This is a genomic window from Pseudomonas putida (genome assembly GCF_001941965.1).
Classification (GTDB): Bacteria; Pseudomonadota; Gammaproteobacteria; order Pseudomonadales; family Pseudomonadaceae; genus Aquipseudomonas; species Aquipseudomonas putida_L.
This window is the reverse complement of record NZ_MKZO01000008.1, coordinates 88,477-111,129: the sequence shown is the minus strand read 5'-3', so window position 1 is coordinate 111,129 and position 22,653 is coordinate 88,477. Positions and strand designations below refer to the sequence as shown.

Sequence of the window (22,653 nt, the reverse complement as noted above, 5' to 3'; positions counted from 1 at the left end):
CCCCTATCACATCGGCAACGGCTGGTTCGGCGGCTTCCTGCCTACCGTGTCTTTCGCCCTGGTGGTATACACCGGGGACATCTTCTACGGGCTCTGGTATCCGGTGCTGATCACCGGGGTCAGCCTGGTGGTCGGGCTGTTCTGCCTGAAGGAAACCCGGGATGTGGATATCGACAAGGTCTGAGTAAATCGCGGGCAAAAAGAAACCGGCTTAAAAGCCGGTTTTTTAATTCCGCGAAAAAACTTATGCACGATTTACATGAAACGGTCATACACAGAAATATGTATATGGATCAGCAAGTTGCAATCGTTTTTCGCGGTTCATCCAAATATTGTCAACAAGTTATCCACAGTCCGCCTCAGGCGACCGAGGCGGTCTCGCTGGCGGCCTGTTGTGGTGGCAGCGAACCCAGGTCGCGCTGGGTCTTTTCGTTCCAGGCGGCAGCGCGGTCGTTGAGCTCGGCGATGGCCCGTGGCCCGCTGCCTTCAGCCCACATCGGCTCGCCAATCACCACCTCGATGGTGCCGGCGCGCTTGCCCCAGCCTTCCTTCGGCCAGTACTTGCCGGCGTTGTGGGCAATCGGCAGGACCGGCAGGTTGGCGTTCACCGCCAGCGCCGCACCACTGCGGGAGAACTTGCCGATCTGGCCGAACGGCACGCGGGTGCCTTCCGGGAAGATCAGCACCCAGACCTTCTGCTTGAGCAGTTCATCGCCCTTGGCCGCCACCTGTTTCAGGGCGACTTTCGGGTTGTCGCGGTCGATGGCGATGGGCCGCAGCATGGCCATGGCCCAGCCGAAGAACGGCACGAACAGCAATTCGCGCTTGAGCACCTGGCTCAAGGGCTGGAAATAGGCGGAAAGGAAGAACGTCTCCCAGGTGCTCTGGTGATTGGACACGATCACGCAGGGCCGTTCTGGAATGTGCTCGGCGCCGGTCACCTTGACCTTGATGCCGAGAAATACGCGCACCAGCACCAGCGCGAAGCGGCACCAGTAGACGTTGATAAAGCGGTAGCGCACCGGGAACGACAGGAAGGGCGCGACAAAGAAACTCAGCGAGCACCAGAGCAGTGAACTGGTCCCCAGCAGCACATAGAACAGGAAGATTCTGATCGCCTGCAGGATCGACATAGCAGCGTGTACCGTTGCGGGGCCTGCCCGCCTGAAGTAGAACGCGCCCGCCAGGGCGGACGCGTCAGGTGTGGATAAGTGCTCTGGCGACAGCAGCCAGGTCGTCGAAAACCAGTGTATCGGGTGGTACGCCTTTGGCGAGGGTCTTCTCGCCTTTGCCGGTACGCACCAGGACCGGTTGTGCATCGACGGCCAGCGCGGCCTCCAGGTCACCCTTGCTGTCGCCGACGAACCACACGCCAGCCAGCCCGACCTCGTAATGCCCGGCGATCTGCACCAGCATTCCAGGCTTGGGCTTGCGGCAATCGCAGCCATCGTCCGGCCCGTGCGGGCAGTGGACGATCAGGCCGACCTCGCCACCCAGGCCGGCCACCAGCTCGCGCAGGCGGGCGTGCATGGCGTCGAGGGTCGACAGCGGGTAGTAGCCGCGAGCGATACCGGACTGGTTGGTGGCGACCGCCACCGTCCAGCCGGCCTGGCTCAACTGCGCGATGGCCTCGATCGAGCCGGGAATCGGAATCCACTCTTCCAGCGACTTGATGTAGGCGTCGGAGTCCTGGTTGATCACCCCGTCACGATCGAGAATCAGCAGTTTCAAGGCTTACCCCAGCAGCGAGATGTCGGCCACGCCCAGGAACAGACCGCGCAGGCGGCTGAGCAGGGCATAACGGTTGGCACGCACGCTGGCGTCCTCGGCATTGACCATCACCGCTTCGAAGAACGCGTCCACCGGCTCGCGCAGGGCGGCCAGGCGTGCCAGCGATTCGGTGTACTGGCGCGAGGCGGCCATCGGCTGCACGGCCTGGTCGGCCTGCTGGATTGCCGAGTACAGCGAGAACTCGTTGGCGTTGTCGAAGTACTTCGGCTCGACGCTGCTGGCGATAGTGCCTTCGAACTTGCTCAGCAGGTTCGACACGCGCTTGTTCACCGCGGCCAGGGCCTCGGCTTCCGGCAGCTTGCGGAACGCCTGCACGGCCTGCACGCGCTGGTCGAAGTCCAGGGCGGAGCCCGGCTTCAGGGCACGTACCGACAGGTAGGTGGCGACGTCGATGCCTTCGTCTTCGTAACGCGCACGCAGGCGGTCGAAGATGAACTCCAGCACCTGCTCGGCCAGGCCGGCAGCCTTGACCTTGGCACCGAACTGCTCGACGGCGAAGTTCACCGCGCCGGTCAGGTCCAGGTCCAGTTGCTTCTCGATCAGGATACGCAGCACGCCCAGGGCCGCGCGACGCAGGGCGTACGGGTCCTTGGAGCCGGTCGGCAGCATGCCGATGCCGAAGATGCCGACCAGGGTGTCGAGCTTGTCGGCGATGGCCACGGCCGCACCGGTCAGGGTCGATGGCAGTTCGGCACCGGCACCGCGCGGCATGTACTGCTCGTTCAGGGCCAGGGCGACGTCTTCCGGCTCGCCGTCGTTCAGCGCGTAGTAGTAACCGGCAACGCCCTGCATTTCAGGGAATTCGCCGACCATCTCGGTGGCCAGGTCGCATTTCGACAGCAGGCCGGCACGCGCCGCACGCTGCGGGTCGCCGCCGATCTTGCCGGCGATGAAGGCGGCCAGTTTGCCGACGCGCTCGGCCTTGTCGTAGACGCTGCCCAGTTGGGCCTGGAAGACCACGTTTTGCAGGCGATCATTGAAGCTGGCCAGCGGCTGCTTCTTGTCCTGCTTGAAGAAGAACTCGGCGTCGGTCAGGCGCGGACGCACGACCTTCTCGTTGCCTTCGATGATCTGCTTCGGATCGCGGCTCTCGATGTTGGCCACGGTGATGAAGCGCGGCAGCAGCTTGCCGTCGACGTCCAGCAGGCAGAAGTACTTCTGGTTGTCCTGCATGGTGGTGATCAGGGCTTCCTGCGGCACTTCGAGGAAACGCTCCTCGAACGAGCACACCAGCGGCACTGGCCACTCGACCAGCGCGGTCACTTCGTCCAGCAGCGCCGGCGGCACGATGGCGGTGCCTTCCTGCTGCATGGCCAGCTCGGCGGTGCGCTTGCTGATCAGCTCGCGACGCTCGTTGAAGTCAGCCAGGACGTAGGCCTTGCGCAGGTCTTCCTGGTAGTTGGCCGGGGCCGAGATGCGCACGTTTTCCGGGTGGTGGAAGCGGTGGCCACGGGACTCGCGACCGGAGGTCTGGGCGAGGATGGTGCAGTCGATGACCTCGTCACCGAGCAGCATCACCAGCCACTGGGTCGGACGCACGAACTCTTCCTTGCGGGCACCCCAGCGCATGCGCTTGGGAATCGGCAGGTCGTTCAGCGAGTCTTCGACGATGGTCGGCAGCAGGCTGGCGGTGGCCTTGCCCGGGATGTGCTGGGAGAAGCGCAGCTTGGCGCCGCTCTGGTCGATCTCGGAGAGGTCGACACCGCACTTCTTGGCGAAGCCCAGGGCGGCCTGGGTCGGGTTGCCGTCGGCGTCGAAGGCGGCCTGGCGCGGCGGGCCGTCAACGTTGATGCTGCGGTCCGGCTGCTGGGTGTCCAGGTCGCGGATCAGCACGGCCAGGCGGCGTGGTGCGGCGTAGACGTGCTTGGCGCTGTAGTTCAGGCCGGCGGCCTGCAGGCCTTTCTCGATGCCGGCGAGGAACGCGTCGCCCAGGCTCGACAGGGCTTTCGGTGGCAGTTCTTCGGTGCCCAGTTCAACCAGGAAATCTTGAGCACTCATTCCGCAGCCTCCAGCTTGGCCAACACTTCGTCACGCAATTCAGGGGTCGCCATCGGGAAGCCGAGACGGGCACGGGCTTGCAGGTAGCTCTGGGCAACGGCCCGGGCCAGGGTGCGCACGCGCAGGATGTAGCGCTGGCGCTCGGTCACCGAGATGGCCCGGCGGGCGTCCAGCAGGTTGAAGGTGTGCGAGGCCTTGAGGACCATTTCGTAGGTCGGCAGCGGCAGTTCCAGCTCGATCAGGCGGTTCGCTTCGCTTTCGTAGAAGTCGAACAGTTCGAACAGCTTCTCGACGTTGGCGTGCTCGAAGTTGTAGGTCGACTGCTCCACCTCGTTCTGGTGGAACACGTCGCCGTAGGTGACCTTGCCGAACGGACCGTCGGTCCAGACCAGGTCATAGACCGAGTCGACGCCCTGCAGGTACATGGCCAGGCGCTCGAGACCGTAGGTGATCTCGCCGGTGACCGGCAGGCACTCGATGCCGCCGACCTGCTGGAAGTAGGTGAACTGGGTGACTTCCATGCCGTTGAGCCAGATTTCCCAACCCAGACCCCAGGCGCCGAGGGTCGGCGATTCCCAGTTGTCTTCGACGAAACGCACGTCGTGCACCAGCGGGTCGAGGCCGATGGCCTTCAGCGAGCCCAGGTACAGCTCCTGGAAGTTCGCCGGGTTCGGCTTCAGGACCACCTGGAACTGGTAGTAGTGCTGCAGGCGGTTGGGGTTTTCGCCGTAGCGACCATCGCCCGGGCGACGGCTTGGCTGGACATAGGCGGCGTTCCAGGTTTCAGGGCCTACGGCGCGCAGAAACGTGGCGGTATGAAAAGTGCCGGCGCCCACTTCCATATCGTAGGGCTGAAGCACCACACAACCTTGCTCGGCCCAGTACTGCTGGAGCGCGAGGATCAAGTCTTGGAAGGTACGCACGGCTGGCGTAGGCTGGCTCACGAAATTCACCTGTTTCTAGGGCTGCGAATATAAAGAGCGGGAGTATAACCCGATTCGCCCCGGCCTCTACCCATGGTGCTTTATGCCACGATGCTTTTGGTGTACCGACGATCCGCTGTACCAGGCTTATCACGACCACGAGTGGGGCACGCCGCAGCGCGACGCGGGGCAGCTATTCGAGATGCTTTTGCTCGAAGGGTTCCAGGCCGGCCTTTCATGGATCACCGTCTTGAAGAAACGCCAGCGTTACCGGGAGGTGCTGTTCGGCTTCGATCCGCACCGGCTGGCCGAGATGACCGACGAGGAAATCGAGGAGCGCATGCTCGATCCGGGCATCATCCGCAACCGCCTCAAGCTCAATGCCGCCCGGCGCAATGCCCGGGCCTGGCTGGCGCTGGAAGACCCGGCGGCGCTGCTCTGGTCCTTCGTCGGCGGGCAGCCGAAGGTCAATCATTTCGCCGGCCGTGGCGAGGTGCCGGCGGTCACCGATGAGGCCAAGGCCATGAGCAAGGCCTTGCAGAAAGCCGGCTTCACTTTCGTTGGCCCGACCATCTGTTATGCCTTCATGCAGGCCACCGGCATGGTCATGGACCACACCACTGATTGCGATCGATACGCCGCCCTGCTGCGCTGACGGTTACAATGCCCGGCTTGTGTATGGAGGAACCTGCCTGTGGATAAATTCAAGGGCGCCTTGATGGTCGGGGCGTTGCGACTGTTTGCCAAGCTGCCGTGGGGCGCGGTGCAGCGCGTCGGCGCGGCCATCGGCTGGATCATGTGGAAAGTCCCGAACAGCTCCCGCGAGGTGGTACGCATCAACCTGGCCAAGTGCTTCCCGGAGATGGACCCGGTCGAACGCGAGAAGCTGGTGGGCCGCGCGCTGATGGATATCGGCAAGTCCTTTACCGAAAGCGCCTGTGCCTGGATCTGGCCGGCGCAGAAGTCGATCGACCTGGTGCGTGAAGTCGAGGGCCTGGAAGTGCTGCACGAAGCCCTGGCCTCGGGCAAGGGCGTGGTGGGCATCACCAGCCACCTGGGCAACTGGGAAGTGCTCAACCATTTCTATTGCAGCCAGTGCAAACCGATCATTTTCTACCGGCCGCCGAAGTTGAAGGCTGTGGATGACTTGCTGCGCGAGCAGCGGGTGCAGCTGGGCAACCGCGTCGCGCCTTCGACCAAGGAAGGCATCCTGAGCATCATCAAGGAAGTGCGCAAAGGCGGTCAGGTGGGGATTCCGGCGGATCCGGAGCCGGCCGAGTCGGCGGGGATCTTCGTGCCGTTCCTCGGGACCAGGGCGCTGACCAGCAAGTTCGTGCCGAACATGCTGGCCGGGGGCAAGGCGGTGGGGGTGTTCCTGCATGCCCTGCGGCTGCCGGATGGCAGTGGTTTCAAGGTGATTCTCGAAGCGGCGCCTGATGCGATGTACAGCACCGATACCGAGACCTCGGCAGCGGCGATGAGCCAGGTTGTGGAAAAGTATGTGCGGGCCTATCCGAGCCAGTACATGTGGAGCATGAAGCGCTTCAAGAAGCGGCCGGCTGGAGAGGCTCGCTGGTATTGAGGGCCCTATCGCTGGCAAGCCAGCTCCCACAGGTTTCGCGTGCGCCGCCGATCCTGTGGGAGCTGGCTTGCCAGCGATGAATTCAACTCAATTGCCGGCTTTGTCCAGCTTCTTCAAAAACACCACCATCTCCTTCTCCGCCTGCTTGTCCCCATGAGCCTGCGCCGCCGCGATGCCCCGCTCCCAGGCCTCCCGCGCCGCCGAGTTATCCCCAGCCGCCACCCAGGCCTTGCCCAGCAGCTTCCACGCCGCCGAGTACTTCGGGTCCAGTTCCACACACCGCGCCAGATGCACCGCCGCTTCCGCGCCATTGCCCTGATCCAGCCACGACTTGCCCAGGCCAAAGCGCAGCAGGGCGTTATCCACACCCTTGGCCAGCATCTTTTCCAGCGATTCGCGCACGGTGTCGCTCCTTAGAAGAAAGTCAGGCCGACGTGGAACAGCTTTTCCACATCGCGGATGTACTTCTTGTCCACAACGAACAGGATCACATGGTCACCCGTGCGGATCACCGTGTCGTCGTGGGCGATCAGCACTTCCTCGTCACGGATGATCGCGCCGATGGTGGTGCCCGGCGGCAGGTTGATGTCCTCGATGGCCTTGCCCACCACCTTGCTCGACTTCGAGTCACCATGGGCAATCGCCTCGATCGCCTCCGCCGCACCCCGGCGCAGCGAGTGCACGCTGACGATATCGCCACGCCGGACGTGGGTCAGCAGGGTGCCGATGGTCGCCAACTGCGGGCTGATGGCGATATCGATCTCGCCGCCCTGCACCAGGTCGACATAGGCCGGGTTGTTGATGATGGTCATCACCTTGCGCGCGCCCAGGCGCTTGGCCAGCAGCGAGGACATGATGTTGGCCTCGTCGTCGTTGGTCAGGGCCAGGAAGATGTCGGCGTCGGCGATGTTCTCTTCCAGCAGCAGGTCGCGGTCCGAGGCGCTGCCCTGGAGGACCACGGTGCTGTCGAGGGTGTCCGAGAGGTAGCGGCAACGCGCCGGGCTCATCTCGATGATCTTCACCTGGTAGCGGCTTTCGATGGCCTCGGCCAGGCGCTCGCCGATCTGCCCGCCACCGGCGATGACCACGCGCTTGTTGCCCTCGTCGATCCGTCGCAGCTCACCCATCACCGCGCGGATATCGGCCTTGGCGGCGATGAAGAACACTTCGTCGTCCGCCTCGATCACTGTATCGCCCTGCGGCAGGATCGGCCGGTCACGGCGGAAGATCGCCGCCACCCGGGTATCCACGTTGGGCATGTGCGCGCGGATCTGGCGCAGTTGCTGGCCCACCAGCGGCCCGCCGTAGTACGCCTTGACCGCCACCAACTGGGCCTTGCCCTCGGCGAAGTCGATCACCTGCAGGGCGCCGGGGTGTTCGATCAGGCGCTTGATGTAGTGGGTGACCACCTGTTCCGGGCTGATCAGCACGTCCACCGGAATGGCTTCGTTGTCGAACAGGCCGGCGCGGGTCAGGTAGGCCGACTCGCGCACCCGGGCGATCTTGGTCGGCGTATGGAACAACGTATAGGCGACCTGGCAGGCGACCATGTTGGTCTCGTCGCTGTTGGTCACCGCTACCAGCATGTCGGCGTCGTCGGCGCCCGCCTGGCGGAGGATGGTCGGGAACGAGCCGCGGCCCTGGACGGTGCGGATATCCAGGCGGTCGCCCAGGTCACGCAGGCGGTCGCCATCGGTATCGACCACGGTGATGTCGTTGGCTTCGCTGGCCAGGTGCTCGGCCAGCGTGCCGCCGACCTGCCCCGCGCCGAGGATGATGATCTTCATCCGCTGTCCCCTTCCCTATTCCTGTTAACCGCGCGCGGCGGCGATCTTGATCAGCTTGGCGTAGTAGAAACCGTCATGCCCGCCTTCCTGGGCGAGCAACTGGCGACCGTGGGGCTGGCGGATGCCGGCGTCGGTGGCCAGGTCCAGCTCGCGGGCGCCGGGGGTGCGGTCGAGGAAGGCCGCGATCACCTCGGTGTTTTCCGTGGGCAGGGTCGAGCAGGTGGCGTAGAGCAGCATGCCGCCGACTTCGAGGGTCGGCCACAGGGCGTCGAGCAGCTCGCCCTGGAGGCTGGCGAGGGCGGCGATATCGTCGGCCTGGCGGGTCAGCTTGATGTCCGGGTGACGGCGGATCACGCCGGTGGCCGAGCACGGTGCATCCAGCAGGATGCGCTGGAAGCCCTTGCCGTCCCACCAGCTGGCAGTATCGCGCGCGTCGCAGGCGATCAGCTGGGCGTCGAGGCCGAGACGGTCGAGGTTCTCGCGCACACGGGTCAGGCGCTTGGCTTCGAGGTCGATGGCGACCACGCCGGCCAGCTTGTCTTCGGCTTCGAGCAGGTGGCAGGTCTTGCCGCCGGGAGCGCAGCAGGCGTCCAGCACCCGTTGACCGGGGGCCAGTTCGAGCAGGTCGGCGGCCAGTTGCGCGGCTTCGTCCTGCACGCTGATCCAGCCCTGGTCGAAACCGGGCAGGTTGCGCACGTCGCAGGCTTCGGCGAGGACGATGCCGTCGCGGCTGAACTGGCACGGTGCGGCCACTATGCCGGCTTCACCCAGCAGGCCGAGGTAGGCGTCGCGGCTGTGATGGCGGCGGTTGACCCGCAGGATCATCGGCGGGTGGGCGTTGTTGGCGGCGCAGATGGCTTCCCACTGTTCCGGCCAGAAGGCCTTGAGCGATTTCTGCAGCCAGCGCGGGTGGGCGGTGCGCACCACCGGGTCGCGTTCCAGCTCGGCGAAGAGCTCCTGCCCTTCCCGTTGCGCACGGCGCAGCACGGCGTTGAGCAGGCCCTTGGCCCACGGCTTCTTCAGCTTGTCGGCACAGCCCACGGTCTCGCCGATGGCGGCGTGTTCCGGCACGCGGGTGTAGAACAGTTGGTACAGGCCGACCAGCATCAGCGCATTCACATCGGCGTCGGCGCTCTTGAACGGCTTCTGCAACAGGCGCTCGGCCAGGGCCGACAGGCGTGGCTGCCAGCGTGCGGTACCGAAGGCGAGGTCCTGGGTCAGGCCGCGATCGCGGGCCTCGACCTTGTCCAGTTGTGCTGGCAGGGAACTGTTCAGCGAAGCCTTGCCGCTGAGCACGGCGGCAAGGGCGCGGGCGGCAGCCAGACGCGGGTTCATTGGCCGAGCACCGTGCCGCTGGCGAACTTCTCGCGACGGCTGTTGAACAGGTCGCTGAAGTTCAGGGCCTTGCCGCCGGGCAGTTGCAGGCGGGTCAGGCACAGGGCGCCTTCGCCGCAGGCGACGATCAGGCCGTCCTTGCTCGCGGAGAGGATTTCACCCGGGGTGCCCTGCCCTTCGGCAGGCTTGGCGGCCAGCACCTTGAGGGCTTCGCCGTCGAGGGTGCTGTGGCAGATCGGCCACGGGTTGAAGGCACGCACCAGGCGCTCCAGCTCGTCGGCCGGGCGGCTCCAGTCGATGCGCGCTTCGTCCTTGTTCAGCTTGTGTGCATAAGTCGCCAGGGTATCGTCCTGCACTTCGCCGGGCAGGGTGCCAGCGTCGAGGCCGGCGATGGCTTCCAGCACGGCGGGCGGGCCGAGTTCGGCAAGGCGGTCATGCAGGGTGCCGCCGGTGTCTTCGATGCTGATCGGGGTGCTGACCTTGAGCAGCATCGGCCCGGTATCCAGCCCGGCTTCCATGCGCATCACGGTCACCCCGCTCTCGGCATCGCCCGCCTGCACGGCGCGCTGGATCGGCGCCGCACCGCGCCAGCGCGGCAGCAGCGAGGCGTGGCTGTTGATGCAGCCGAGTTTCGGAATATCCAGCACCACTTGCGGGAGGATCAGGCCGTAGGCCACCACCACCATCAGGTCCGGCTGCAGCGCGGCCAGTTCGGCCTGGGCCTCGGCATTGCGCAGGGTCGGCGGTTGCAGCACCGGGATGCCGTTATCCACAGCCAGTTGCTTGACCGGGCTCGGCATCAGTTTCTGTCCGCGACCGGCCGGGCGGTCCGGCTGGGTGTAGACGGCGATGATTTCGTGCTGGCTGGCCAGCAGGGCCTTGAGGTGTTCGGCGGCGAACTCGGGGGTGCCCGCGAAGACGATGCGCATGCAGTTCTCGCTTAAAAGAAAAAGGCTTGCCGGAGCAAGCCTTCAGGAGTGAGGAGGATCAAGCTTGCTGGCGGTGCTGCTTTTCCAGCTTCTTCTTGATGCGGTCGCGTTTGAGCGTGGACAGGTAGTCGACGAACAGCTTGCCGTTGAGGTGGTCGCACTCGTGCTGGATGCACACGGCCAGCAGGCCTTCGGCGATCAGCTCGTAGGGCTTGCCGTCGCGGTCCAGGGCCTTGACCCGGACTTGCAGCGGACGGTCGACGTTCTCGTAGAAGCCCGGCACCGACAGGCAGCCTTCCTGGTACTGGCCCATGTCATGGGTCAGTTCTTCCAGCTCGGGGTTGATGAACACCCGCGGCTCGCTGCGATCTTCGCTGAGGTCCATGACCACCACGCGCTTGTGCACGTTGACCTGGGTGGCGGCGAGGCCGATGCCAGGTGCGTCGTACATGGTTTCAAACATGTCATCCACCAACTGGCGGATGGCGTCGTCCACTTCCGTCACCGGTTTGGCGAGGGTGCGAAGGCGCGGGTCCGGGAATTCGAGGATGTTCAGAATGGCCATAGGCGTATGAGCTGCACTGTGCGATGGGTGACAAACATGAACGCACATAATAAAGGGATTCCACGGATTCGGCACCTGTGAAAAGGTTGGCCGGGGTTGAAAACCCGGCTTTCGCCGCGAGTTGTCAAAGCATTATCAACAGAGTTATCCACAGGTTGTGAAGTGTGGATGGCCGCCGAAAGATCAAGGATGGTCTGATGTCTTGTGCTGAATTTCCCACCTGTCCGCCTGCCGAGCTGGAAGCGCGTTTGCGCTTGCAGCGCTTGCCTGGAGTCGGCGCGCAACGTTTTTTCAAATTGATACAGGCCTTCGGCAGTGCCTCGGCGGCGCTCAGTGCGCCGGCTTCTGCGTGGCTGGCGCTGGGCCTTCCACAAGAGGCCCATGAGGCGCGGCGCTGTGCCGAAGTACGAGATGGCGCTGGCGCTGCAATGCGCTGGCTAGAGCAGCCGGGCCAGCATTTGCTGATGTGGGACGATCCGGCCTACCCCGCCTTGCTTGCAGAAATCCCGGATCCGCCGCCCCTGCTGTTCGTCGCCGGCAATCCCGCGCTTGTGGATAAACCGCAACTGGCGATCATCGGCAGCCGCCGTGCAACGCCACCGGCGTTGGGTACCGCCGGCGCCTTTTCGCGCAGCCTGGCCCAGGCCGGTTTCGTCATCACCAGTGGGCTGGCGCTGGGCATCGACGGCGCCGCGCACCAGGCTGCCGTGGATGCCGGTGGTGCGACCATCGGCGTGCTCGGCACCGGGCTGGAAAAACTTTATCCACAGCGTCATCGCACCCTGGCACGGCGCATGCTCGACAGCGGCAGTGCGCTGGTCTCGGAGTTTCCGCTGGATGCCGGTCCGCAGCCGGCCAACTTCCCCCGGCGCAATCGCATCATCAGCGGTTTGTCCCTGGGTGTGCTGGTGGTGGAGGCCAGCCTCGCCAGCGGCTCATTGATCACGGCGCGGCTGGCGGCGGAACAGGGGCGCGAGGTGTTCGCCATTCCCGGCTCGATCCACCATCCCGGCGCCAAGGGCTGTCACCAGCTGATCCGCGACGGCGCGTTGCTGGTGGAGAGCATCGAGCAGATCCTCGAAAGCCTGCGCGGCTGGCAGAACCTCTCGCCGGCGCCTGTGGATAAACCCGCCCATCCGTTGCTGGCGCTGTTGATCGCAGCGCCGCAGACCAGCGAAGCCCTGGCCCGAAGCAGCGGCCAGCCATTGGCCAAGGTGCTGGCTATGCTCACAGAACTGGAACTGGACGGCCGGGTGTGCAATGAAGCCGGACGTTGGTTTGCCCGTCCCGGCTAAGTACACTGCGCCCCAGCCTTGAAGCGGAGTGACAGAAATGGTGAACAGTTGGCGTGCGCTACAAGCCGCGCGGGAAATCCGGGCCGGAGCGGTGATTGCCTATCCGACCGAAGCGGTCTGGGGCCTGGGCTGTGACCCATGGAACGAAGAGGCGGTGGATCGCCTGCTGGCGCTGAAATCGCGCTCGGTGAACAAGGGGCTGATCCTGATCGCCGACAATATCCGTCAGTTCGACTTCCTCTTCGAAGACTTCCCGGATGTGTGGATCGACCGCATGAGTGCCACCTGGCCGGGGCCGAATACCTGGCTGGTGCCGCATCAGGGGTTGTTGCCGGAGTGGATCACCGGGGTGCATGACACGGTGGCCCTGCGGGTCAGTGATCATCCGCTGGTGCGCGACCTGTGTTCGTTGGTGGGGCCGCTTGTGTCGACCTCTGCCAACCCGGCCGGGCGTCCGGCGGCGAAGAGCCGGCTGCGGGTGGAGCAGTATTTCCATGGCCAGCTGGACCTGGTGCTCGGTGGGGCGCTGGGGGGCAGGAAGAATCCGAGTGTGATTCGGGATCTGGCCAGTGGTGAGGTGGTTCGGGCCGGGTGATTTTTGGTGTGGCTGATGGCCCTATCGCTGGCAAGCCAGCTCCCACAGGGTAAGCGGTGTACGCCATACCTGTGGGAGCTGGCTTGCCAGCGATGAGGCCATCAGCCACACCACAAAAAATCAAGGAATCAGAACAGTCGACCCCACCGTCTTCCTCGCCGACAGCTCGCTCTGCGCCTTAGCCGCCTCCGCCAGCGGATAGCGCTGCTGGATATCCACCTTCACCTTGCCACTGGCGATCATCCCGAACAGCTCGTTGGCCATCGCCTGGGTGTTCTCGGCGTTGTTGGCATAGCTCGCCAGGGTCGGCCGGGTCACGTACAGCGAGCCCTTCTGCGCCAGGATCCCCAGGTTCACCCCGCTCACCGCACCCGAGGCGTTGCCGAAGCTGACCATCAGGCCACGCGGCGCCAGGCAATCCAGCGAGGTCAGCCAGGTGTCCTGCCCGACGCCGTCGTACACCACCTTGCACTTCTTGCCGTCGGTCAGTTCCAGTACGCGCTTGGCCACGTCTTCATGGCTGTAGTCGATGGTCGCCCAGGCACCCAGGGCCTTGGCCCGCTCGGCCTTTTCCGCCGAACTCACGGTACCGATCAGCTTCGCGCCAATCGCCTTCGCCCACTGGCAGGCCAGCGACCCGACGCCGCCCGCCGCGGCGTGGAACAGAATGATCTCGCCAGGTTGCACATCGTAGGTCTGGCGCAGCAGGTACTGCACGGTCAGGCCCTTGAGCATCACCGCCGCCGCGTCTTCGAAGCTGACGCTTTGCGGCAGCGACACCAGGTTGGCCGCCGGCAGTTCATGCAGCTCGCTGTACGCACCCAGCGGGCCGCCGGCGTAGGCCACGCGATCACCGACCTTGAAGCGGCTCACACCCTCGCCCACGGCCTCGACCACACCGGCCGCCTCGGTACCCAGGCCCGACGGCAGGCTCGGTGGCGCATACAGGCCGCTGCGGAAATAGGTATCGATGAAATTCAGACCGATGGCGTGGTTACGCACAAGGACATTGCCCGGCGCAGGCGCCTTGGGCTCGAAATCCACGAGGGTCAAAACCTCGGGGCCGCCATGCTCGTTGAACTGGATACGCTTGGCCATCTGCTCTCTCCTGAGACGTCGGGAAAGGGCCTATCGGACGCCTTTTGCTTGACCGCCGTCAACTACGGAGGGCACATGCACGGTGGTATGCTACGCGGCAAATTTTTCCGCCGGATCCCGCCCGGGCCGGCCCAAGCCCGCTTCAAGGTGACCTGATGACTAGCCGCACCGAGGCCGTGAAAGCCTACCTGCTCGACCTGCAAGACCGGATTTGCGCCGCCCTGGAAAACGAAGACGGCGGCGCCCGCTTCGTCGAGGACGCCTGGACCCGCGAGGCTGGCGGCGGCGGTCGGACCCGGGTGATCGGCGACGGCAAGGTCATCGAGAAAGGCGGCGTCAACTTCTCCCACGTCTTCGGCAGCGGCCTGCCACCGTCGGCCAGCGCCCACCGTCCGGAACTGGCCGGCCGTGGCTTCGAAGCCCTCGGCGTATCGCTGGTGATCCACCCGCACAACCCCCACGTGCCGACTTCCCACGCCAATGTGCGCTTCTTCATCGCCGAGAAGGAAGGCGAGGAAGCGGTCTGGTGGTTCGGCGGCGGCTTCGACCTGACCCCGTACTACGGCAACGAAGAAGACTGCGTGCACTGGCACCGCGTCGCCGAGCAGGCCTGCGCGCCGTTCGGGGCCGACGTCTACCCGCGCTACAAGGCCTGGTGCGACCGCTACTTCCACCTCAAGCACCGTGGCGAGCCGCGGGGCATCGGCGGCCTGTTCTTCGATGACCTGAACGAGTGGGACTTCGACACCTGCTTCGCCTTTATCCGCGCCATCGGTGACGCCTATGTCGAGGCCTATCTGCCGATCATCCAGCGCCGCAAGAACGACGCCTGGACCGCTGAACAGCGCGAATTCCAGGAGTACCGTCGTGGTCGCTACGTCGAGTTCAACCTGGTCTACGACCGCGGCACCCTGTTCGGCCTGCAGTCCGGCGGGCGTACCGAGTCCATCCTCATGTCGCTGCCGCCGCAAGTGCGCTGGGGCTACGACTGGAAGGCGCAGCCGGGCAGTGCCGAGGCGCGCCTGACCGAGTATTTCCTCACCGATCGCGACTGGCTGGGTCTGGACAACACCGGGCACTGAGCCCATTGTGCACACCCCGTTTGCCCGGTCGCCGGGCCTGATTCAGGAAGCGCGTGAATGGACCAGTACGTTGTATTCGGCAATCCCATCGGCCACAGCAAGTCGCCGCTGATCCACCGGCTGTTCGCCGCCCAGACCGGCGAGGAACTGGAATACGACACCCTGCTGGCGCCATTGGATGACTTCACCGCGTGTGCCCAGGGCTTCTTCAAGCAAGGCCTGGGTGCCAACGTCACCGTGCCGTTCAAGGAAGAAGCCTTCCGCATGGTCGACAGCCTGACCCCTCGGGCCAAGCGTGCCGGCGCGGTCAACACCCTGAGCCGTCTGGCCGACGGCAGCCTGCAGGGCGACAACACCGACGGTGCCGGGCTGGTGCGTGACCTGACGGTGAATGCCGGGGTCGAGCTGGCGGGCAAGCGCATTCTTCTGCTCGGTGCTGGTGGCGCTGTGCGCGGGGTACTGGAGCCGTTGCTGGCGCACAAGCCGGCGTCCCTGGTGATCGCCAACCGCACGGTGGAAAAGGCCGAGCAACTGGCCCGCGAATTCGCCGACCTCGGCCCCGTTGCGGCCAGTGGTTTCAGTTGGCTGAAAGAGCCGGTGGACCTGATCATCAACGCCACCTCGGCGAGCCTTGCCGGCGAACTGCCGCCGATTGACCCGGGGCTGATCCTGCCGGGCCAGACCGTCTGCTACGACATGATGTATGGCAAGGAGCCGACGCCATTCTGCGTCTGGGCGCGCGAGCATGGCGCGGCGCAGGTGCTGGATGGGTTGGGGATGCTGGCCGAGCAGGCGGCGGAAGCGTTCTTTATCTGGCGCGGGGTGCGTCCGGAGACGGCGCCGGTGCTGGCGGAACTGCGGCGGCAACTGGCGCGTTGACTCGCAGGCGCCAGCCGACGTGATGGCCTGGGAAAATACGGCCAGGCTGAGGGTGTAGGGGGCTTCCAACTGTTCATTGTCCGGACCGTTAAAGTGATCTGAACAGAGCGCAGGTCAGACACCCTTGATCGCGGAATTATTGGCTTGTCATCCTTATCTGGGTCGAAGCAGAAAGATCACAAACGGTGTCGTACACCGCCAGCCGCACGTTACTGTAGGTTCCTGGGGAACCGGCAGGCGTGGAGAACTCACTGGCTGTTGAGCTCGGACTATATTGCGACCCCCAGGCGAATGCCATTTGCCCGCTGGGCGTTGTCGAGCCGCTGGCATCAGCATACAGCGTGTTGCCTGTCTGGTGCTGCTTGACGTTTATGCTGATGGCTTTCTTCTGGATGATTGCTCGTTCGGCACTTTCACGCAGGGCTAATATTTCTAACGGACTAAGCTTTCTAAACTCCTCTTCTGAGCGACCCAGTCTGTCGTCGTCATAACCGTATTTTAGATAATTATCGTAATCCTGCTTTGATTGGAAGCAAGATTCCGGCATTGCGGCATGGGTATAAGCCGAGGTGCCGGAGAGGACGACGAGAAAGGCGAATTTGGTGAATTTCTGAATAGCCATTTTTAAACGCTCACTTAGTTTAATTGAAGCTAACGAAAACGAACCTGTTCGTGGTGCTTATGGTGAAATCGGACTGGATAGTTTACAACTGACATAAATATCGGTTGCAGAGGGGCGGGAGCTAAACTAACACCTTGTTCAGCTTCAGGCCGGGTTGAAGCGTGGGCTGATGACCTGAGCGCCATGCGGGTTTGTCCAATACCTTGAACCGGCCTGCTCATCGTCGGGCGGCTCACGGATACCAGTAGCAACCTTATTGCCATCGTATTTCCGTGAGCGCTAGTGTCTGGAGTGCCGTTGTGTCTCATGGCTACTAGTGGTATCGATCAATTATAGGTCGTGGTGACCTTTTTACTTTCGGTGTGTCCACATACCGGATCCTTGACGATCAACAGGATGCCAGCAGTGCCGCTCGATCCTGAAACCTCAGTGGAGACTTTGCTATCTCCGGCTCTGAAGTGAGTAGGGTCATTTCCCCAGGCGAACTCGATCTGGCCGCTTGGGGTCGTGGAACTGCTGGCATCGATGGTGACCAGGTTGTCCGTTCGGCTGCTTGTGGTTTTTATGACTATTTCCTTTCGCTTGGCGGGTCCATGTTCGTAATCTTTCAAGGCTTTCGCGTGGGCGGTAGGGCCCATGTAGATCATGCCGGTAGTTGCGGAAGGTACAGGCTTTGACGGCGCCTCGTCGCCATACTCTTGATATATCTCATAGTCTTTTTGGGTTTGAAAGCAACTCGCTGGCGCTGTGTTAGCGGCATAAGTTTCGGCGCAGTACGAAACAGTAAGTGCACACATCGAGGCGATTGGAATCATTCTGGATTTCATTTTTCAGACTCTCCTGAATACTCGTACAAAAACGCAGCTGATCGACTGCTTTTTATTTGTTAGTCATCCTGACTTGCGTGGATGCTGATACCTCGCATACCGGGTCCGTGACAGTGAGTTGAATGTTGCTATACGTTCCAGAGGCTCCGCCTTTAATAGAGTATTCGGCAGTCGTGGAAACGATGTCAGAGCTGCCCCATGAAAATGCTTTCTTGCCACTGGGTGTAGTTGAGTTGCTGGCATTGGCGATTATCTTCTCACCGGGGGATGCTTGTGTCTGAGTGACGCGAATCGAGACGCTCGCCTTTTTTCCTCGCCCGTATTGATACTCGTCGATCTGAGCATCATGTTTGTCCCACTCTTCTTCGGTTGGGTCAGCGGAAAGACGATCAGGCTCTGGGGGGCCTTCTTCTCCGTACTTTAACCATAGTTGATAATCTTTCTCAGATTGAAAGCACGCCTGTGGATAAGCGGCATGAGCATTCATTGACATAAACAGGCAGAAAAAAACTGACGGTATCAAGGCTTTGGTGATGTCCATGGCTAAACGCTTCCTCGTATCAAAAGGCGAACGAAAGCGAATCTGTCCGTGATACCCACGCTAATCTCGCGAGCCTCCGCACGCAACTGACAGAAGTATCAGTTGCAGAGGGTCGGAAACTGAACTAACGACTTGTTCTGCTTGAAGAGTGTCCAGATAACCTGAGCGACATGCGGGCTTGAATTGACCGCGTACCCTGTGGGAGCGGGTTTACCCGCGATGACGGCTGTGAATCCACCGCCGCCATCGCTGGCAAGCCAGCTCCCACAGGGTTTTTGCGATGCCTTAAACCGGCACGCTCACCGTCGAGCGGCTCACGGCGACCACGAGCAACGCCTTGGCGATCCTCATGTCCAGCCGGGCGTTGGTTAGCATGGTTCGATGCCGCTCTTCAGGCGGCTCAGGCACGCCGGCGGCGGCTTCGATGGATTTCTTCAGGTGCTCAATGGCCTTGGTGACCGCTTCGTCGTGGGTCAGGCCGGGGTTGATGCAGAGGGAGAGCGGTGGATCGGGTACGCATTTCTTCATGACAATCTCCGAGCTCATTGATGAAAACTCTGCTGTCAAACAGAGGGGTGGCAACTGTGCGCGGGTTGACAGACCAGTGAGCTCGGAGAACCTGGCGCACCCGAAGGTGCCCACACGCACAGCTGCCATAACAGCTGCGGCATCGAACTCAACGGTCTGTCAAAACCGGTCGCTGATTAGGCAGCGACCGGCGAAGACTAGGCACCGTTTCCTCGATACGCAACAACTGAAAGGCCGCCGGAGTATGCTTGGGAAATTGCCTACAAGAAAGTCGGAAATCGGTGAGTTTTCGTAGCTTTATGCGACATGATTCAGGTTCATAGCTTTGCCTTCACTGCCGCCACAGCATCCCCACCCTCACGGGTCTTCACCCCCTGCAACCATCCCTCAAGCACAGCAGGATTGGCCCGGATCCACGCTTTCGCCGCCTCTTCATTGCTGACCTTGTTATCTACGACATTGGCCATGATGGTGTTCTCCATCTCCAGGCTGAAGGTCAGGTTGGCCAACAACTTCGCCGGATTCGGACAGGCCTGTGCATAACCTTTGCGGGTCAGGGTGTAGACGCTGCCGCTGCTGCCGAACCATTTCTCGCCGCCAGTGAGGTAGCGCATCTTCAACTGCACGTTCATCGGGTGCGGCGTCCAGCCGAGGAAGACGATCGGCTTCTCGCGCTTCACCGCCCGCTGCACCTGGGCCAGCATCGCCTGCTCGCTGGATTCCACCAGCTTCCAGCCGCCAAGGTTGAATTCGTTCTTGTCGATGATCGATTGCAGCGAGAGGTTGGCCGGGGCGCCGGAGCCGATGCCGTAGAGCTTCTTGTCGAACTCGCCGGCACGCTTCTGCAGGTCGGCGAAGTCCTTGACCCCGGATTGCCAGACGTATTCCGGTACGGCCAGGGTGAACTCGGTGCCTTCGAGGTTGCGCGCCAGCTGGGTGACCTCGCCGCTGGCGACGAACTTGTCGTGGAAGCCCTGCTGCGCCGGCATCCAGTTGCCGAGGAAGGCGTCCACCAGGCCGTCCTTGAGGCCGCCGTAGATGATCGGTACCGCTAGCGCATCGATCTTGACCTGGTAACCCGCGCCTTCCAGCAGCACGCGGGCCACCGCATTGGTGGCGGCGATATCGCTCCAGCCCGGGTCGGCCATCTTCACCGTGTCGCACTTGCTGTCGTCGGCCTGCACGGCACCGACAGTGAGGGTACAGACAACCGCGATAACGCTTGTGGATAACCCTTTCATGCTCCGTCCTCGGATAATTAATGGCCTGGTTGTGGATAACGTGCCTTGCGTTCGAGATCGTCGAGATCGATGTGGTTGCGCATGTACTGCTGGCTGGCATCGACCATGGGCTGGTGGTCCCAGCTCTTCAGGGTGCCGGTGGACAGCGCGCCGGCGACGAAGCGGCGGCGGCGCTGGCTGGCCAGGACCTGCTCGCGCAATTGCGGGATGTTCCAGCGCTGTCGGGCTTCCTTGAGGAAGGCCACGACCCGTTCGGCATGCTGCGGGTGGGCGGCCAGGTTGTCGAGCTCGCGCGGGTCGCTGTCGAGGTTGTAGAGCAGGCAGGGGTCGTCCTCGCTGTAGATGAATTTCCACGGTCCGCGGCGGATCATCATCAGCGGGCTGATGGTGCCCTCGGCCATGTATTCGCCAATCACTTCGTCGTGACCGCCCTCGCCTTTCAGGTGACCGAGCAGCGAGCGGCCATCCAGCGGCAGGTCGTCTTCCACCCGGCCTCCGGCCAGCTCGACCAGCGTAGGCAACAGATCGCAGGTGGACACGCTGGCCTCGACCCGGCCCGGCGCGAACTGCCCCGGCGCATGCACCAGTAGCGGCACCCGGGCGGACATCTCGAACCAGTGCATCTTGTACCAGAGCCCGCGCTCGCCAAGCATGTCGCCGTGGTCGCCGGAGAAGACGATCAGGGTGTCTTTCGCCAGGCCGGTTTCCTCGAGGGTCGCCAGCAGCTTGCCGATATTGGCGTCGATGTAGCTGCAGGCACCGAAATAGGCGCGGCGGGCGTCGCGGATCTTGTCCACGGGCAGCGGCTTGTCCCACAGGTCGTAGACCTTGAGCAGGCGCTGGGAATGCGGGTCCAGCTCGTCCTGGCTGAACGGCACGTGGGGCATGGGGATGGCGTCATCGCTGTAGAGGTCCCAGAACGCCTTGGGAATGGTGTACGGGTCGTGCGGGTGGGTCATGGACACGGTGAGGCAGAACGGGCGCTCACCGCCCTCCCGGACGTGGTCGTACAGGTATTGCTGCGCCTTGAACACCACCTCCTCGTCGAAATCCAGCTGGTTGGTGCGCACGCAGGGCCCGGCCTGCAGCACCGAGGACATGTTGTGGTACCAGCTCGGGCGCTCGTCCGGGGCGTCCCAGTTCACCGCCCAGCCGTAGTCCGCGGGGTAGATGTCGCTGGTCAGGCGCTCCTCGTAGCCGTGCAGCTGGTCCGGACCGCAGAAATGCATCTTGCCCGACAGCGCCGTGCGGTAGCCGAGGCGGCGCAGGTAGTGGGCGTAGGTAGGGATATCAGCGGGGAAATCGGCGGCGTTGTCGTAGGCGCCGATCTTGCTCGGCAACTGGCCACTGACCAGGGTGAAGCGCGACGGCGCGCACAGCGGGCTGTTGCAGTAGGCCGAGTCGAAGACCACGCCCTCGGCGGCCAGGCGGCTGAGGTTCGGCATCTTGATCGGCGATGGCGCGTAGATCGGCAGCAGTGGCGCAGCCATCTGGTCGGCCATGATGAAAAGGATGTTCTTGGCGTTCATAAGGTCACGGCATTCCATCGTCAGGCGTTATGGGAAGCAGCTGGAATCCAGAGTGAAGCTGTGCATAACTTGGGTAAAGCCCATGCCGGGCAATGACTAGGATTAGCTGAGCTTATGTTTGAAGGCCTGGGCGGGATGTCGCTGGATGTATTGCGGGTGTTCGAGGTGGCAGCGCGGTTGCGCAGCTTCACGGCGGCGGCCGTCGAACTGGGGACCACGCAGCCGGCGGTGAGCCAGCAGATCAAGCGCCTGGAAGAGCAGTTGGGCGCCCGCCTGTTCGACCGGATCTACCGCGGAATAGAGCTGACCGAGGCCGGTGTACTGCTGTACGAGCAAGTACACATGGGCATGCTCACTATCGATGAAGGTGTGGCCCAGGTGGTGGGCCGTGACCAGCATGAAGTGCTGCGGGTGGCCACCGACTTCGCCTTTGCCGCGTACTGGCTGATGCCCCGTTTGCAGCGTTTCCACCAGGCCAACCCGCACGTTGACGTGAGCCTGGTCACCAGCGAGCGCAGCCACGCCATGCTGCGCCCGGATATCGATGTGGCGGTGCTGTTCGGTGATGGGCGCTTCCGGCAGGGCGAGAGTACCTGGCTGTTCGACGAGGAGGTTTTTCCGGTCTGCAGCCCGCGTTTGCTGGGCGGAAAGGCCCTGCCGCTGGCGCCCGACGCGCTGCTGAAACTGCCTTTGCTGCACCTGCGCGGCGAGTCGGCGAGCCGCTGGTTCGACTGGAATGGGGTGTTCCGCGAGCTGGAATTGCCCGGCCCGCCCAACCCCGGGCACCTGCGTTTCGACAACTACACCCTGCTGATCCAGGCCGCGATCGGCGGCCAGGGCGTGGCGATCGGCTGGCGCTACCTGGTCGATGCCCTGCTCGATCAGGGTTTGCTGTGCCGTCCGCTGAATGCGTCGATTCGTTCTGAAAACGGATACTACGTAGTACGTCCTTTGCGTAAAAGGCGTAGTACGCTGGTCGAGCGATTCGTCGAATGGCTGGGTGAAGAACAATCGCGGCTACCGGTATAGTCCGGGTCGGTCGATTTGCGTGATTCAGGAGTGAGTGTGGAAAGGATCAAGGGCTATCACGCCCATGTTTATTACGACGCCAGCACCTTCGAGCAGGCGCGGGAACTGTGCGAGGAGACGGCGCAGCTGTTTCCGGTGACCATGGGCCGCATGCACCGGCAGCCGGTGGGGCCGCATCCGGACTGGAGCTGCCAGTTGGCGTTCGCGCCGGAGTTGATCGGGGTGGTGTTGCCGTGGCTGGCGCTGTATCGGAAGGGGTTGGTGGTGTTCCTGCATCCGCTGACCGGGGATGAGCTGGCGGACCACCGGGATCATGCGATCTGGATGGGGGATATCAGGCCGCTGGATCTGTCGATCTTCGAGTGACCTTCATTCTTCGGGCCTGTGCATAACCCTGTGGGAGCTGGCTTGCCAGCGATTGCGATGGTGAATTCACCAACGTCATCGCTGGCAAGCCAGCTCCCACAGGTTCAGCGG

24 protein-coding genes and 1 pseudogene are annotated in these 22,653 nt (G+C 63.2%); 9 read left to right on the top strand and 16 right to left on the bottom strand.

Annotation, left to right across the window (positions count from 1 at the left end):
- Position 1: 1 nt before the first annotated feature.
- Positions 2-184: pseudogene (locus PSEMO_RS32500) on the top strand (MFS transporter); the annotation flags it as partial.
- 175 nt (positions 185-359) lie between these two features.
- On the opposite strand, the gene PSEMO_RS04975 reads toward PSEMO_RS32500, so the two are convergent.
- The 4 genes from PSEMO_RS04975 to glyQ all read right to left on the bottom strand — a co-directional run bounded on the left by PSEMO_RS04975 (position 360) and on the right by glyQ (position 4,733).
- Positions 360-1,133 (bottom strand): lysophospholipid acyltransferase family protein, encoded by a 774-nt coding sequence (locus PSEMO_RS04975; RefSeq protein WP_075802059.1) that lies wholly within the window; start codon positions 1,131-1,133, stop codon positions 360-362.
- A 64-nt stretch (positions 1,134-1,197) separates the two neighbouring features.
- Entirely contained in the window at positions 1,198-1,731 is a 534-nt protein-coding gene (gmhB, locus tag PSEMO_RS04970) for a D-glycero-beta-D-manno-heptose 1,7-bisphosphate 7-phosphatase (protein WP_075802058.1), read from the bottom strand.
- Positions 1,732-1,734: 3 nt separating this feature from the next.
- Positions 1,735-3,789: a glycine--tRNA ligase subunit beta gene (gene glyS / locus PSEMO_RS04965; RefSeq protein WP_075802057.1), complete on the bottom strand. Its 2,055-nt coding sequence runs from the start codon at positions 3,787-3,789 to the stop codon at positions 1,735-1,737.
- The gene (gene glyQ / locus PSEMO_RS04960) at positions 3,786-4,733 is read right to left on the bottom strand and encodes a glycine--tRNA ligase subunit alpha (protein WP_075802064.1); all 948 of its coding nucleotides are present in this window, start codon (positions 4,731-4,733) and stop codon (positions 3,786-3,788) included. Before glyQ ends, glyS begins: the two co-directional genes overlap by 4 nt.
- An 82-nt stretch (positions 4,734-4,815) precedes the next feature.
- On the opposite strand from glyQ, the gene PSEMO_RS04955 reads away from it, so the two are divergent.
- Both PSEMO_RS04955 and PSEMO_RS04950 read left to right on the top strand, forming a co-directional pair.
- Positions 4,816-5,367 (top strand): DNA-3-methyladenine glycosylase I, encoded by a 552-nt coding sequence (locus tag PSEMO_RS04955; protein WP_075802056.1) that lies wholly within the window; start codon positions 4,816-4,818, stop codon positions 5,365-5,367.
- A 39-nt stretch (positions 5,368-5,406) separates the two neighbouring features.
- A complete protein-coding gene (locus PSEMO_RS04950) occupies positions 5,407-6,294 on the top strand; it encodes a lysophospholipid acyltransferase (protein WP_075802055.1) in 888 nt (295 codons plus the stop codon).
- An 87-nt stretch (positions 6,295-6,381) separates the two neighbouring features.
- On the opposite strand, the gene PSEMO_RS04945 is transcribed toward PSEMO_RS04950, so the two are convergent.
- Genes PSEMO_RS04945 through def form a run of 5 tightly spaced genes read right to left on the bottom strand, consistent with a single transcriptional unit; the run spans position 6,382 to position 10,910 of the window.
- Positions 6,382-6,696, bottom strand: coding sequence for a tetratricopeptide repeat protein (locus PSEMO_RS04945; RefSeq protein ID WP_075802054.1), 315 nt, complete (start codon positions 6,694-6,696; stop codon positions 6,382-6,384).
- 11 nt (positions 6,697-6,707) lie between these two features.
- Positions 6,708-8,081 (bottom strand): Trk system potassium transporter TrkA, encoded by a 1,374-nt coding sequence (trkA, locus tag PSEMO_RS04940; protein WP_075802053.1) that lies wholly within the window; start codon positions 8,079-8,081, stop codon positions 6,708-6,710.
- Between the two features lie 24 nt (positions 8,082-8,105).
- On the bottom strand, positions 8,106-9,416 hold the full coding sequence (rsmB, locus tag PSEMO_RS04935; RefSeq protein WP_075802052.1) for a 16S rRNA (cytosine(967)-C(5))-methyltransferase RsmB: 1,311 nt from the start codon (positions 9,414-9,416) through the stop codon (positions 8,106-8,108).
- Entirely contained in the window at positions 9,413-10,345 is a 933-nt protein-coding gene (gene fmt / locus PSEMO_RS04930) for a methionyl-tRNA formyltransferase (RefSeq protein ID WP_075802051.1), read from the bottom strand. The genes rsmB and fmt overlap by 4 nt, the downstream gene beginning before the upstream one ends.
- 58 nt (positions 10,346-10,403) lie before the next feature.
- Entirely contained in the window at positions 10,404-10,910 is a 507-nt protein-coding gene (def, locus tag PSEMO_RS04925) for a peptide deformylase (RefSeq protein WP_075802050.1), read from the bottom strand.
- A 197-nt stretch (positions 10,911-11,107) separates the two neighbouring features.
- Here def and dprA point away from each other — a divergent pair, with 197 nt between their 5' ends.
- Positions 11,108-12,205, top strand: coding sequence for a DNA-processing protein DprA (dprA, locus tag PSEMO_RS04920; protein WP_075802049.1), 1,098 nt, complete (start codon positions 11,108-11,110; stop codon positions 12,203-12,205).
- Between the two features lie 37 nt (positions 12,206-12,242).
- Positions 12,243-12,800 carry an L-threonylcarbamoyladenylate synthase gene (locus tag PSEMO_RS04915; protein WP_075802048.1) on the top strand — a complete coding sequence of 186 codons (558 nt, stop codon included), beginning with the start codon at positions 12,243-12,245 and terminating at the stop codon, positions 12,798-12,800.
- A 120-nt stretch (positions 12,801-12,920) separates the two neighbouring features.
- Here PSEMO_RS04915 and PSEMO_RS04910 read toward each other — a convergent pair whose 3' ends face one another.
- Complete coding sequence (locus PSEMO_RS04910) at positions 12,921-13,898, bottom strand: NADPH:quinone reductase (protein WP_075802047.1); 978 nt, start codon at positions 13,896-13,898, stop codon at positions 12,921-12,923.
- A gap of 155 nt (positions 13,899-14,053) precedes the next feature.
- Between PSEMO_RS04910 and hemF the strand changes: the two genes are divergently transcribed.
- Positions 14,054-14,980, top strand: a complete 927-nt coding sequence (gene hemF, locus PSEMO_RS04905; protein WP_075802046.1) for an oxygen-dependent coproporphyrinogen oxidase — start codon at positions 14,054-14,056, stop codon at positions 14,978-14,980.
- Positions 14,981-15,037: 57 nt separating this feature from the next.
- On the top strand, positions 15,038-15,859 hold the full coding sequence (gene aroE, locus PSEMO_RS04900; RefSeq protein WP_075802045.1) for a shikimate dehydrogenase: 822 nt from the start codon (positions 15,038-15,040) through the stop codon (positions 15,857-15,859).
- Positions 15,860-15,995: 136 nt separating this feature from the next.
- Here the strand turns inward: aroE and PSEMO_RS04895 are convergent, their stop codons facing one another.
- The 6 genes from PSEMO_RS04895 to betC form a co-directional block, all read right to left on the bottom strand.
- Positions 15,996-16,481, bottom strand: a complete 486-nt coding sequence (locus tag PSEMO_RS04895; protein ID WP_075802044.1) for a hypothetical protein — start codon at positions 16,479-16,481, stop codon at positions 15,996-15,998.
- A gap of 326 nt (positions 16,482-16,807) precedes the next feature.
- Positions 16,808-17,308 carry a hypothetical protein gene (locus PSEMO_RS04890; RefSeq protein ID WP_144443541.1) on the bottom strand — a complete coding sequence of 167 codons (501 nt, stop codon included), beginning with the start codon at positions 17,306-17,308 and terminating at the stop codon, positions 16,808-16,810.
- 52 nt (positions 17,309-17,360) lie between these two features.
- On the bottom strand, positions 17,361-17,849 hold the full coding sequence (locus PSEMO_RS32720; RefSeq protein ID WP_144443540.1) for a hypothetical protein: 489 nt from the start codon (positions 17,847-17,849) through the stop codon (positions 17,361-17,363).
- A gap of 285 nt (positions 17,850-18,134) precedes the next feature.
- Positions 18,135-18,377: a hypothetical protein gene (locus PSEMO_RS04885; protein WP_075802042.1), complete on the bottom strand. Its 243-nt coding sequence runs from the start codon at positions 18,375-18,377 to the stop codon at positions 18,135-18,137.
- A 317-nt stretch (positions 18,378-18,694) separates the two neighbouring features.
- Positions 18,695-19,618, bottom strand: coding sequence for a choline ABC transporter substrate-binding protein (choX, locus tag PSEMO_RS04880; protein WP_144443538.1), 924 nt, complete (start codon positions 19,616-19,618; stop codon positions 18,695-18,697).
- Between the two features lie 17 nt (positions 19,619-19,635).
- Complete coding sequence (betC, locus tag PSEMO_RS04875; protein ID WP_075802041.1) at positions 19,636-21,147, bottom strand: choline-sulfatase; 1,512 nt, start codon at positions 21,145-21,147, stop codon at positions 19,636-19,638.
- 114 nt (positions 21,148-21,261) lie between these two features.
- Between betC and PSEMO_RS04870 the strand changes: the two genes are divergently transcribed.
- Positions 21,262-22,176, top strand: coding sequence for a choline sulfate utilization transcriptional regulator (locus PSEMO_RS04870; RefSeq protein WP_075802040.1), 915 nt, complete (start codon positions 21,262-21,264; stop codon positions 22,174-22,176).
- A gap of 36 nt (positions 22,177-22,212) precedes the next feature.
- Positions 22,213-22,542, top strand: coding sequence for a DOPA 4,5-dioxygenase family protein (locus PSEMO_RS04865; RefSeq protein ID WP_075802039.1), 330 nt, complete (start codon positions 22,213-22,215; stop codon positions 22,540-22,542).
- Positions 22,543-22,653 lie beyond the last annotated feature (111 nt).

Coding starts and splice junctions, on each gene's coding strand:
- PSEMO_RS04890 (WP_144443541.1), bottom strand. CDS start 17,308: ATGAAATCCAGAATGATTCCAATCGCCTCGATGTGTGCACTTACTGTT.
- betC (WP_075802041.1), bottom strand. CDS start 21,147: ATGAACGCCAAGAACATCCTTTTCATCATGGCCGACCAGATGGCTGCG.
- trkA (WP_075802053.1), bottom strand. CDS start 8,081: ATGAAGATCATCATCCTCGGCGCGGGGCAGGTCGGCGGCACGCTGGCC.
- def (WP_075802050.1), bottom strand. CDS start 10,910: ATGGCCATTCTGAACATCCTCGAATTCCCGGACCCGCGCCTTCGCACC.
- PSEMO_RS04915 (WP_075802048.1), top strand. CDS start 12,243: ATGGTGAACAGTTGGCGTGCGCTACAAGCCGCGCGGGAAATCCGGGCC.
- dprA (WP_075802049.1), top strand. CDS start 11,108: ATGTCTTGTGCTGAATTTCCCACCTGTCCGCCTGCCGAGCTGGAAGCG.
- glyS (WP_075802057.1), bottom strand. CDS start 3,789: ATGAGTGCTCAAGATTTCCTGGTTGAACTGGGCACCGAAGAACTGCCA.
- PSEMO_RS04885 (WP_075802042.1), bottom strand. CDS start 18,377: ATGAAGAAATGCGTACCCGATCCACCGCTCTCCCTCTGCATCAACCCC.
- rsmB (WP_075802052.1), bottom strand. CDS start 9,416: ATGAACCCGCGTCTGGCTGCCGCCCGCGCCCTTGCCGCCGTGCTCAGC.
- PSEMO_RS04910 (WP_075802047.1), bottom strand. CDS start 13,898: ATGGCCAAGCGTATCCAGTTCAACGAGCATGGCGGCCCCGAGGTTTTG.
- PSEMO_RS32720 (WP_144443540.1), bottom strand. CDS start 17,849: ATGGACATCACCAAAGCCTTGATACCGTCAGTTTTTTTCTGCCTGTTT.
- fmt (WP_075802051.1), bottom strand. CDS start 10,345: ATGCGCATCGTCTTCGCGGGCACCCCCGAGTTCGCCGCCGAACACCTC.
- choX (WP_144443538.1), bottom strand. CDS start 19,618: ATGAAAGGGTTATCCACAAGCGTTATCGCGGTTGTCTGTACCCTCACT.
- aroE (WP_075802045.1), top strand. CDS start 15,038: ATGGACCAGTACGTTGTATTCGGCAATCCCATCGGCCACAGCAAGTCG.
- hemF (WP_075802046.1), top strand. CDS start 14,054: ATGACTAGCCGCACCGAGGCCGTGAAAGCCTACCTGCTCGACCTGCAA.
- PSEMO_RS04975 (WP_075802059.1), bottom strand. CDS start 1,133: ATGTCGATCCTGCAGGCGATCAGAATCTTCCTGTTCTATGTGCTGCTG.
- PSEMO_RS04955 (WP_075802056.1), top strand. CDS start 4,816: ATGCCACGATGCTTTTGGTGTACCGACGATCCGCTGTACCAGGCTTAT.
- PSEMO_RS04870 (WP_075802040.1), top strand. CDS start 21,262: ATGTTTGAAGGCCTGGGCGGGATGTCGCTGGATGTATTGCGGGTGTTC.
- PSEMO_RS04895 (WP_075802044.1), bottom strand. CDS start 16,481: ATGGCTATTCAGAAATTCACCAAATTCGCCTTTCTCGTCGTCCTCTCC.